The organism is Streptomyces kebangsaanensis (genome assembly GCF_001906585.1).
Lineage (GTDB): Bacteria > Actinomycetota > Actinomycetes > Streptomycetales > Streptomycetaceae > Streptomyces > Streptomyces kebangsaanensis.
Genome location: NZ_JUJA01000048.1, coordinates 10,048 through 20,708, shown reverse-complemented (window position 1 = coordinate 20,708; position 10,661 = coordinate 10,048). Strand labels below are relative to the sequence as shown.

Sequence of the window (10,661 nt, the reverse complement as noted above, 5' to 3'; positions counted from 1 at the left end):
TTCTCGCTCGGCGGGGCCAGTCTGTCGATGGACCTGGGGCACTGGGTCAGCGACGGCCTGATGGCCCTGTTCTTCTTCGTCATCGGCCTGGAGGTCCGCTACGAGATCTCCGTGGGCGTGCTGACCGACCGCCGGCGCGTCGTGATCCCGGCCCTGGCCGGGATCGGCGGCATGCTGATCCCCGTGCTGCTGTACCTGGCGGTCGCACCCGGGGGTGAGGCCCTCCAGGGGTGGGGCGTGGTCATCGGCACCGACACCGCGTTCATGCTGGGGGCACTCGCCATCGTGGGCCCCCGGTTCGTCACGCAGCTGCGGGTCTTCCTGCTGGCCATCACCGTCATCGACGACATCGTGGCCGTCGCCGTGATCGGCTTCGTCTTCTCGGAGACGGTCCACCTGCGGCCGCTGCTGGTCGCGCTCGCCCTGTGCGCGGTCCTGGCCGGGCTGACCCGCCTGGGCGTGTGGCGCGCGGCCCCGTACGTGCTGGTCGTGCTCGCGCTGTGGCTCGCCACCCTCCAGGCCGGCCTGCACGCCTCCATCGCCGGCATGCTCGGCGGTCTGCTCATCCCTGCCCACACCCCCACGCGCCAGGCGGTGGAGCGGGCCGTCCGGCTCTTCCGCGCCTTCCGCCAGTCCCCCCGGGCGGACGTGGGTCTGACGGCACGCAGGGGGCTCAAGCGCGTCGTCTCCGTCAACGAGCGGCTGCAGACGGTGCTCCACCCCTGGACGAGCTACCTCGTCGTCCCGGTGTTCGCCCTGGCCAGCGCCGGCGTCGACCTGCGCGGCGGCGTCCTGGCCGACGCCCTGACCTCCAAGGTCACCTGGGCCGTCGTCATCGGTCTCGTCGTCGGCAAGCTCCTGGGCATCGGGGGCGGCGCGCTGCTTCCCGCCCGCCTCGGCCTGGGCAGGCTCCCGCGGGGTGTCGGCCCGGGCCACGTGCTGGGCGGCGGCGTGCTGTCCGGGATCGGCTTCACGGTCTCCCTGCTGATCGCCGGACTCGCCTTCGAGGACCCGGTCCTGCGCGCCCAGGCGACCGTCGGCGTCCTGCTGGCGGCCGTGCTCGCCACGGCCCTGGGATGGGTGGCGTTCCGCCTGGCCGCGGTCCTGCGCGGCGAGACGGACGCCGACCTGCCCCGCACCCTGGACCGCCCCGTCGACCCGGCCGCGGACCACGTCAGGGGTCCCGTGGACGCCCCCCTGACCCTGGTGGAGTACGGCGACTACGAATGTCCCTTCTGCGCCCATGCCACCGGTGTCGCCCAGGAACTGCGGCAGCGCTTCGGCGACCGGCTCCGCTACGTCTTCCGGCACCTGCCGCTGCCCGACGTGCACGAGCACGCCGAACTCGCCGCCCGGGCGGCGGTCGCCGCGGACGCGCAGGGACGCTTCTGGCAGATGCACGACCTGCTGTTCACCCACCAGAACGAGCTCGAGTTCGACGACATCGTCGGCTACGCGGCCCAGGCCGGACTCGACGTTGAACTGTTCCTGCGGGACCTCGATTCCGAGGAGACGGCCGCCCGGGTACGGGCCGACGCCGCCAGCGCCGAGGCGAGCGGGGCCAGCGGCGCCCCGACCTTCTTCATCGGCGACCGCCGGCACACCGGACCCTCCGACGCGGCGACCCTCGCCCGCGAACTCGAGGCGTCCACCGCCTAGTACTCCAGCAGGACTTTGACGTTTTGCCTGCTCAGAGGCTGCGCGTGGTGAGTGTAGTGGGCTGGTGGCCCGTCAGGGGCGGCCTTCACGGGGCCGCCCCTCGATCGTGTGCAACCGGCGCTGGTAATGGCAGTGGCCGGGGCAGCCTCCCGTCGTGATCAACGAGCCTGCAGCCGCGACCTGGGACGACGAACTCGAAGACCTCTTCCTCCGTGTCGACCATCGTTTCGGCGGCGTGGAGCTACGCCGACGGATGCGCGACTACGTTCGCGGTCTGCTCGGCCCGGTCGGCCGAAAGGTCGACACGGAGGAGGAAGGCTTCGTGGATGTCGTCGCGGACCTCCCAGCGGATCCGCAGTCGGCGGAACCAGTGCAGGTGGGCGAATGCGCGCTCCACGACCCAGCGTTGGGTGCCCAGGCCGGAGCCGTGCTCGGTGCCGCGGCGGGCGATCAGCGGTTTCACGCCGAGGTCCCGGACCAGGCGGCGGTACTTGTCGTGGTCGTAGCCGCGGTCGGCCAGCACCACGTCCAGGCGGCGCCGGGGCCGGCCGCGCTTGCCCCGCATCGGCGGCACGGCCTGGAGTCGCGCAGGCTCAGATTGAAGCGGTGGTACAGCCACACGCAGTGGGAGATGACCTCCGGAGGGAAGCGGAAACCCCGGTACGACGGCACCACCACGGACAGCCCCTCCAGCGATTCGACCAGACGGATGATCACGCCGCCCGAGAAGGCCACCACTCAACCTGACAACGCCGCTGGCACCGGTACCGGCAACGACGCGCACTATAGGAGAACGCAACGGAGCCCTTCCCCGGGTAGAGGGAAGGGCTCCGTGGGAGAGCGCTGGGCAGGCCTTGCACCTGCATCTCCCCGCAGGAAGCGGGGCGCCTTTCCTTGGACCACCAACGCAGAGTCAGTCGCCGTGAGTTGGGGCGAACTGGCAAGATCAACTATAGCGCATGCGGACCGCCCACGGGTTCGAGGGTCAGGTCCGCCGCCGGCGCCGCTGCTGCCGGTGGCGGTAGTCCCTCGGCGGCAGACCGTAGGCGGCGCGGAACAGGCGGCTGAAATGGGCGGGGTCGGTGAGCCCCCAGCGGGCCGCGACAGCCCGGACCGAGTATCCGGCCAGGTGGGGATCGGCCAGGTCGGCGCGGCAGCGTTCGAGGCGGCGATGGCGTATCCAGGCGGCGGGTGAGGTGCCGTCCTCCGCGAACAACTGCTGCAGGAGGCGCAGGGAGATGTGGTGGGCGTCCGCGACGGTCTGCGGGCTCAACCGGAGGTCGCCGAGGTTCCGCTCGACGAACTTCCGGGTCTCGACGCGCAGAGTACTTCTGCGGGCCTCCGGGGGCACGACGTGCTCGGCGTCCATGCAGCGGCCGACGAGGGAGGTCAGGAGATCGGCCGTGACCGTCGCCAGGGTGGGGGCGTCGCCGGGAGTGAACTCGTGCGCACGATGGTGCAGATCGGTGACCCAACGGCCGAAGACGGCCGCCATGCCCGAGCAACTGGGGATCGGCACTCCCATCAGCGGGCGCACCACCCGCTCCGGCAGGGGCACCCAAGCACGGGGAACCGTGGCGACGACGGATGACCACTGCCCCGGCATGGCCCGTATCGTGACGTCCATGGGCGCACTGCTGTCCACCATCACGAGGTGGCCCGGGCCGTACTCGTGGGTGCCCGCCGTCTGCGTGAGCCGCCCGCTCCCGGAGAACACGCACTGGACCAGATAGACCTCCGGGTCGGACTGCCGGATCAGCCGCGGTGTGCGCAGCACGTCCAGATGCGGCAGGGCGAGCGCGGAGAGCTGCGCTTCGCCCAGGGACAGGAGCCGCATCCGGGCGCGGAAGTCGCCCTCCTCCTCGCTGCGCAGCACATTGCGCAGATGGGACCGCTCCGCGATGGCCTCCCACAGGGCGAACCGTTCCGAAGCCGCCACCACTTCCGTCGTGAACTCCGTCACCAGCATGTCGTCCCCCTTTGACGTGCCCCGGAGCTTCAGCGCGCCGCGGCACGGGTCGACTGAGAGAGTGCCCGGTCGGCCACGCGAGGGATGAGAGGGAAATCAGCCGATTCCTCCGGGACGCCGGTCCCGGACGGCCCCGGCGGTCCAGGACGGGCCTTTGCGCGGGCCCGCCCTGCAGGGAGACCGCGTCCGGGGCGTGCACGAACCGTCAACCTCCGTGCGCGCCTCGTCAACGACCGCATGCGGGGGTGCGCGCCATGATCAAGGGGTCATCTCGAACCGGACACCATTCACGAGGAGTCGATCGATGGGCAAGCGCTATCTGGGTGTGTGGGTCGCCGCCGGTGTCGCCGCCGCCGCCGGGCTGGTGGCCCCGGCCACCGCCGAGGCGACCGCTCCGGCGGCCAAGGCCAGGGACTGCAGGGCTCACGGGCATTCGGCCAAGGACAACGTGACCCGCGGCAAGGCGACCAAGTCCAGCATCCCGATCCGCAGTGAAGGCCCCTACGCGGACTGTGAGATCGACGGGTACGTGGACAACACCATCACGCTCGTCTACCACTGCACGACCACGAACGACCTGGGCAACAAATGGACGTACGTGCGGATCCCCGGCTCCTTCGGCGGCTGGGTCTACAACGCGAACCTCAGCCCGAGCGGCTCCAGCAAGTCCTGCTGAAGAACCGGCTGGGATCTGCTGGGATCTGCTGAGGTCTGCTGCGCCTGCTGACGGAGCCGGGCCTGCGGGTCATGGCCCAGGTGCGCGGGGCCCCGTCCGGCAGCGCGTAGTCGGCGGTCACCTCGAAGCCAAGGCCCTGGTAGAACCTCACGTTGCGCTTGGCGGAGATCTCCAGGAAGGCGGGGACGCCCGCCCGCTCGACGGCCTCCACCCCGGGGAGGATCACCGCACGGCCCAGTCCCCGGCCCTGCTGATCGGGGTCGACACCGACGGTGGCGAGGAACCAGCAAGGCTCGGTGGGCCGGTGAGGGCGCATCACCTCCTCCGCGCGGGTCGCGAACGGGGCGCGGTCGCCCGCGATGTCGTCCGGTTCCGGGCCGATCTCGGCGAAGACCGCGACGGCGTCGGCCGTCGCCGGGGTCGTCCAGACCGCGACGGCGGCGCAGTCGTCGCTCACCTCCGGTGGGAGCCTCGGCGGTCCTGCTGCCTACCGTGGGGCCGTGACCACACCTTCCGACGACGCAGCCCAGCCGGTGCCGGTGCGGGTCGTGCTGCCCGCCGACCCGGTGCTCGGTCATCCGGAGCAGGAGGTCGTCGCGCGACTGTGGAGGCGGCGGCAGACGGAGACGGGCTGGCTGTACTTGGTGGGGCTGCCGTCGTACCGGGATCGCGAGGACGGCGGGGTGGAGGCGGCGGAGTATCGGGTGTGGGTCCGGGCTCCCGACCATGTGCGGCCGGTCGACGGCGTCGACTACGACCAGGTCGCCACCGAGCGATTGGAGCCGTCGCCCCAGTCGGTGGTCCGCGAGGTGCTCGGGGAGCATCGGCCTTCTGGGTGGGTGCTGGCGAAGGTGCGCGAGGGGCGGGGCGCGGCCCGGGGTGTGCTGCACGCGCCGGACTGCGAAGAGGCTCCGCAGGGCGCGCCGCTGCTTGATTTGGAGCACGCGTTGGATGTCGCGGAGAACCCGGGGACGCGGTTGTGCACGCTGTGCGGGTGCGCTCAGGAGCTGACGCCGATGCTGTACGGCTTCGACCACATCACCGCATCCTGACCCGCGTCGGTCAGGATGCGGTCTCGATGGTGACGGGGACTTCCAGCGGCACGACCCACTCGCTGCCCTTGGACCTGGCGGTGATGCTCAGGCGTACCGGCTCGTTCGCGTAATCGCGGCGCCAGTCGTCCATGTTGGTCGTCGACCACGACGGCGGGGAGGTGGGGGTCAGGCCGTATCGCGTCCACTCGCCGATCGCCAGCTGCTGCGGGGCGAGGCGGGGCTCGCGGCGTGGTTCCGGCGGTGGGGAAGCTGGTGCCGTCGCCGACGGTGACCAGCAGGACGGCGGCGGTCCTGACGCCGACGCCGGGCATCGAGGTCAGGACCGGGGAAAGAGGGTGTGCCTTCAGCAGGGCATTGATCTGGGCTTCCAGGACCCGTCGCTGTTCGTGGACGGCTCCCAGCGAACGGGCCAGGGACGGGATCACGATGTCGAGGGTGCCGGTCCCGGGCACGATGACGGTCTGCTCGTCGAGGGCATCGAAGACGTCGTCGATCAGTTCCATCCTCCCTGCCGTAATCCAGGCCGCCGACCACCGCCGGCACCATCGGCGGCAGAGCCGCGGAGTCCAGATCCAAACGAAACCCCCTGGCTCGCTCCCGACCCAAAGTCCCAGGGATCCCGCCGGATCCTTTCCAGACCCGCATCAGCACAGGTCGGAAGGGATCCGGCGGCAGCCGTTGGTCAGATGTCCCGGAAGAGACCAGGCGGCTCCGTGACCTGCTGGGCTGAGTGGCTTCAGCTTGCTGACCTGGACCAATGGCCTTTCGACTGTTTCAGGCTCATGCCCGTTGACGCAGCCGGAAGTCCCAGAGAAATCCCAGGGGCCGACCGCTGCGGCTGAGGCGGTTGCGGACCTGGTCGGCCCGTTCTGGGGCGGCGCCTGCGGGCTGGGAACGGTGCGGACGAGCCAACTCGACGTTCTTCCTGGGACACCAGTGCGGTCTTTCCGACGCCGGCGCTGTTCATGTGCAATGCCCTCGCCTTGTGCTTCACGCTCCGGGCAGGAGGGCAGGAGGGCAGGCGCAGGGCAGGGAGCCGGTACGACGCCCACGGGCGGGACGGCGCGACCCCATGACCGGAGCGGTACGCACGACGGACCGACGGACCGACGGACCGAGCCGTGCCCACCCGTCCGGAGTGCCAGGGCTTGTCGGAGCGAGACGTCAGCCCATCTGGTCCTCGGCCGACAGGTGTTCCACCGTCCGACCGGTTTCGGTGAACGTGCGGGTCACGTGCCCCGACGAGTACACCCACGGAATCCGCAGCGGTCGGTCGCCGATGTTGCCGGGCGGCCGGTCAGGCGGCGTCCGGGAGAAAGGGGCTCGGAGCTCCGCTCCACGTCACGCTCAGCGCTTCACGGGCGCGCGTGCAGGCGACGAAGAGGAGGCAGCGTTCCCGGAGCAGGTCGGCGTCGTGCTGCAGCGGATCGGCCTCACGTGGGGTGATCTCACGGGCGAACGGGACGGTGCCCTCGTTGACACCGAGGACGGACACCGCCCGGAACTCAAGCCCCTTCATCGCGTGCATCGTTGCCAGCCGTACGCCCTCGGCCCCCTGCGCGGTCTGCCCCTTGACCCGTAGCACCGGGATGCCGGCGGCGAGTGCTTCGGTGATGTCCGGCAGGGTCAGCTCCCGTTGCGCCGGCCGCTCGCCGGTGTCCCCGGTCTCCGCCGGGTCCGTGCCCTCCGCCTGCCCGGTGAGCCCGTCCAACGCGTCCAGGACACCGGTCAGGTCGACGACGTCATGCTGAACGGACAGCTTCTGCTGCACCTCCTCCGGCAGCTCCTCGTACGCGTGGCCGTCCGCCCGCCAGGCCACGGTCCGGCGCAGATTGGACAGCCCGCCCGGCGACGCGCTCTGCACGGCCTCCCCGGTGATCTGCCCGACGTGCAGCCGGCCGTCGCCGATGGTGGCCACCGTGTCGCCGACGCGCATCTGGGTCAGGAAGGCGTGCAACTCCTCGACGAGGCCCCGCTTCTGGTGGTACGAGGCGGCCCCCTCGTACCCCTCCTCGACGAAGCGGCGCAGCGCGCTCTTGGTCGGATCGGCCGGCCTCCTCCAGGGGCGGCAGGTGCGCGCCCGCGAGCGAGACGAACCCCTCCTCCAGCCACAGCCGCCGCACCAGGTTGTGCCCCGAGACATTGGACCCGCGCACCAGCCACGCCTTGCGCGGGGCGCGCCAGCCGGTGGACAGGTAGTCGGCGAGCGGGTGGCCCTCGACGGTGCGCCAGGACTCCTGGCCGGAAGCGTCGTAGCCGTACACCAGCGCGGCGGCGGCCGAGGAGGAGTTGCACTCGATGTCCCGGGTCACCGTCCAGCGCGCGGGCGCGTCCTGGGGTTGTCCGGGGGCAGCCGGGGCGTCCACGAGCGCGCCGTCCGCGCGGAGTTCCGCCCGGAACCGGCGGGCATGGCGGCCGAGCCCCGGCCACTCCTCGGCGGTCACGAGGGATCCCTCCCGCAGCAGGAACTTGTTCGTTCCGTTGCCGCCGAACTGCGTCAGCAGACACCCACGCGCCTCGGCACCGTCCTGCGGCAGCTTGATGCGGAACTCGGGTGTGCCGGGGAGACGGTCGGGCTGGGGCATGGGTGACCTTCCAGGAGAGGGCGACACCTGCGTCGAACACGCACAGGCTACACGTTGACACCGTCAACAAGCATGGGTGAGGTGTCAGATCTCCTCCGACAGGGCGGCGCGCAGATCGGCCAGCGAGACCTGCCCTTCGGGGGTGTCGGCCAGCCAGAAGGTCCAGCCGTTGGTCCCTGCTCCGACTGCGTTGGCGGCTCCGGAAGGGGTGTCGTGGATCTGCTCGTCGAGCCGGATGCGGCCCTGATAGTCGACGACGGCCACCTGCCCGTACTCCTCCCACGCGGGGGTGAGGACGGTTCCAGCGCTGATCAGACCGGCGTCCAGCAGCTCCGACAGCTTGATCCGGCGGGAGGGGAGCCTGCTCGCCGTGCGCTGCTCGGGCACGACGGTCGGGGCGCTGTACACAGGGCGGTAGGAGTCGCTCTCCAACTGCCCGAAGGCGCCACGGACGACCTGCGCCATCAGGACACGGCGAGCGGTGAGGAAGGCGTCGTAGTCCATCGACGGCCAGTCGTCCGGCAGCGCGTGCAGATAGCGCTGACGGGCCAGGACGTCGGCGGGCAGCCCCTTGGCGGCCAGCTGCGCGGGCCAGTACTGCGCCGGCGCCTGGTCGGAGATGGCGATGTTGTCGCTCCACTCCAGCAGCGCCATGTTGGCGATCTGGTTGATGCGCGCGCTGGTGGTGATCCCGAGGGAGCGCTGCAGGTACTTCCGGGGGAAGAGGTGATGCCGCTCGACGCCCTTGCGCGCGAGGACGGCCGGGTCGAGTCGCGTACGGACCTTGACGTCGGACAGCAGGACGTCCGCGTCCAGGATGTTGAGGGCCGCGATGTACGCGAGCAGGGCGGGCGACTTGGCGGCGGAGCTGTTCAGCGTGTTGGGCAGGGTGATGGTCCAGAAGTCCGATGTGAGGTTTTCCCGGACGACCCGGTCGAGGGTGGTGGTGTAACCGTCCGCGTCGCCGTGCGGGATCTCCCGCAGCAGGGCGAGGTCGTGCTCCATCTGGGACTCCACCGAACCGGTGTAACGGCCGGTGAGCTGAGCCATGAAGAACCAGCGCGCGATGACGGACCGGAGTCGGTCGAGGGGGACGTCGTAGCGGACGCGGCCGATCAGCCAGAGCGCGTAGCTGTAGAGCAGCGCGTTCTGGCTGGAGATCATCTTCTCGCCGCGGAAGCCGGCGCGCTCCAGGCAGAGGAAGAACTCGTGCCAGTGCTGGAGGTCGAGGACGTGCTGCTGTGCCTGCTGGAGCTGTTCGAAGCGTGCCTCGCGCTGCTCGGGGGACAGCTTCCCCGAGGCGTCCCGTCCGCGCAGGGTCGCGTAGACCTGCTTGAGCACGGCGGAGTCCAGGCCGACGGCGGCGACCACGCGCAGCAGCTGGGGAGGCTTGGGCTTGATGTACCAGTTGAAGGGCGACGCACCGTGCAGAGCGGGAGTCCGCGACTGGCGGCAGAACTCCTCCAGGGCGCGGCGTCCGTCCTCCCAGAACACGGAGGTGAGCGTCAGGATGAAGTCGGCCTGGTCGAGCTTCACGCCTTCGCTGTTGATACGGACGAAGATCTCCGCGACCTGCTCCTCGTCGATGTCGGCCGAGAGCACCACCCCCTTGAACGGGTAGCTCTCCAGGGCGTGCAGACGGTCGAGCGCGTCCTGGATCCGGTCCTCCTCGGCCTCGGTGAGGGGACGCTTCTCGTTCAGGCGGGCCAGGAAGTCACGGATGACCTTGCGGCGTCCTGTCGCGGTGTCCCACAGCACGCTGATGTCAGGGAGGTACTCGGGGTCCCTCTCGATGGCCGCGTCCGTGACGGCGAAGGTGTCGTCCGAGGGGCGGAAGGCGAGCCGGACGCGCGTCGTGCGGTAGTCCTCCCTCACCACGGGCGTGCCGGTCATGACGGCGAAGAGCGAGGTGAGACGCTGCTGGCCGTCGACGATGAGCCGGCGAGCCGCCTCCGGTTTGGCCCCTTCGCCGATCTGCCGTGCCCCGGGCTCGATCCCGGTCTCCCAGAAGAGCAGATAGCCGACCGGGAAGCCCTTGTACATCGAGTCGAACAGCTCGCGCGCCTTGGCCGGTTGCCACACGTAGGGCCGTTGCAGGTCGGGCAGGGCGATCTCACCGCGCCGGATGTCGGTGATCAGGTCGGCTACCTGGTGGGTGGTGTCCTTGAACAGCACGGTGGCCATCGGCCGGGTCTCCTCGGGGTGATGGGACGGGAAGGCGGACTGTGGGATCAGCCGGTCATGGTGAGCAACGCGGCGGTCACGTTTCCGGTACCTCGTCGCGCGTCGATCCGGCCACTTCCTCGCACACGGTCCGGGTACCCGACGAGCGGCCGAATCCCTCAGCCGCGCCCGGGGCGCCGATGCCGCCAGTACTGATGGGCTTTCAGCACCTCGTAGCTCCATGTCATCTGTTGCTGGGCGGCGGTGCCCGAGCACGCCAGGCCGAGCTGTTCCGCGATGACCGGAAAACGGGGGTGCATCTGCCGGTCGCCGACCGTGACGAGAGCGCAGAGAAGGGGCTCTCCCTCCCGGCGCTCCTCGTCCACCAGCCACAGGATGACGCTCTGGTCGTCCCGGTGGAGCCGCGGCAGTGCGGGGAGGCGCTTGGCGATACGGGACCAGGTGGTGGTCGCGCCCATGCGGGCGGTCTGCTCCAGCAGCGGGCGGAGCTCGGTGGCGACCTCCGACAGCTGACCGGTCCCCAGCAGGGGCGG

6 protein-coding genes and 5 pseudogenes are annotated in these 10,661 nt (G+C 70.6%); 4 read left to right on the top strand and 7 right to left on the bottom strand.

The genetic code is table 11. The annotated features are described in order from the left end of the window. Together nhaA and RH94_RS46960 are read left to right on the top strand one after the other, a co-directional pair. The coding region (nhaA, locus tag RH94_RS07165; RefSeq protein ID WP_073946798.1) for a Na+/H+ antiporter NhaA at window positions 1-1,659 on the top strand (1,659 nt) is incomplete at its 5' end. Window positions 1,660-1,813: 154 nt separating this feature from the next. Then, a pseudogene (locus RH94_RS46960) lies at window positions 1,814-1,957 on the top strand (IS701 family transposase); the annotation flags it as partial. Here RH94_RS46960 and RH94_RS07155 read toward each other — a convergent pair. The 3 genes and pseudogenes from RH94_RS07155 to RH94_RS07150 all read right to left on the bottom strand — a co-directional run. Next, window positions 1,901-2,242: pseudogene (locus tag RH94_RS07155) on the bottom strand (transposase); the annotation flags it as partial. The pseudogenes RH94_RS46960 and RH94_RS07155 sit on opposite strands and share 57 nt — an antisense overlap. A 2-nt stretch (window positions 2,243-2,244) precedes the next feature. After that, window positions 2,245-2,343 (bottom strand): annotated as a pseudogene (locus RH94_RS42650) (IS6 family transposase); the annotation flags it as partial. Window positions 2,344-2,644: 301 nt separating this feature from the next. Further along, window positions 2,645-3,628: a helix-turn-helix domain-containing protein gene (locus tag RH94_RS07150; protein WP_073946796.1), complete on the bottom strand. Its 984-nt coding sequence runs from the start codon at window positions 3,626-3,628 to the stop codon at window positions 2,645-2,647. Between the two features lie 304 nt (window positions 3,629-3,932). On the opposite strand from RH94_RS07150, the gene RH94_RS07145 reads away from it, so the two are divergent. Next, complete coding sequence (locus tag RH94_RS07145; protein ID WP_073946795.1) at window positions 3,933-4,304, top strand: hypothetical protein; 372 nt, start codon at window positions 3,933-3,935, stop codon at window positions 4,302-4,304. On the opposite strand, the gene RH94_RS07140 is transcribed toward RH94_RS07145, so the two are convergent. Then, window positions 4,273-4,761: a GNAT family N-acetyltransferase gene (locus RH94_RS07140; protein ID WP_073946794.1), complete on the bottom strand. Its 489-nt coding sequence runs from the start codon at window positions 4,759-4,761 to the stop codon at window positions 4,273-4,275. The two genes, RH94_RS07145 and RH94_RS07140, sit on opposite strands and share 32 nt — an antisense overlap. A 43-nt stretch (window positions 4,762-4,804) precedes the next feature. On the opposite strand from RH94_RS07140, the gene RH94_RS07135 reads away from it, so the two are divergent. Then, window positions 4,805-5,356, top strand: a complete 552-nt coding sequence (locus RH94_RS07135) for a DUF6233 domain-containing protein (protein ID WP_407697267.1) — start codon at window positions 4,805-4,807, stop codon at window positions 5,354-5,356. Between the two features lie 239 nt (window positions 5,357-5,595). Here the strand turns inward: RH94_RS07135 and RH94_RS07130 are convergent. The 3 genes and pseudogenes from RH94_RS07130 to RH94_RS07115 all read right to left on the bottom strand — a co-directional run. Next, window positions 5,596-5,856, bottom strand: a pseudogene (locus RH94_RS07130) (transposase); the annotation flags it as partial. An 800-nt stretch (window positions 5,857-6,656) separates the two neighbouring features. Next, window positions 6,657-7,944: pseudogene (locus tag RH94_RS07120) on the bottom strand (DUF4357 domain-containing protein). Between the two features lie 84 nt (window positions 7,945-8,028). Beyond that, window positions 8,029-10,128 (bottom strand): GmrSD restriction endonuclease domain-containing protein, encoded by a 2,100-nt coding sequence (locus RH94_RS07115; RefSeq protein WP_073946793.1) that lies wholly within the window; start codon window positions 10,126-10,128, stop codon window positions 8,029-8,031. Window positions 10,129-10,661 lie beyond the last annotated feature (533 nt).

Bases quoted from the DNA above. Each gene is read 5' to 3' on its own strand.
- RH94_RS07150 (WP_073946796.1), bottom strand. From the start codon at position 3,628: ATGCTGGTGACGGAGTTCACGACGGAAGTGGTGGCGGCTTCGGAACGG.
- RH94_RS07145 (WP_073946795.1), top strand. From the start codon at position 3,933: ATGGGCAAGCGCTATCTGGGTGTGTGGGTCGCCGCCGGTGTCGCCGCC.
- RH94_RS07115 (WP_073946793.1), bottom strand. From the start codon at position 10,128: ATGGCCACCGTGCTGTTCAAGGACACCACCCACCAGGTAGCCGACCTG.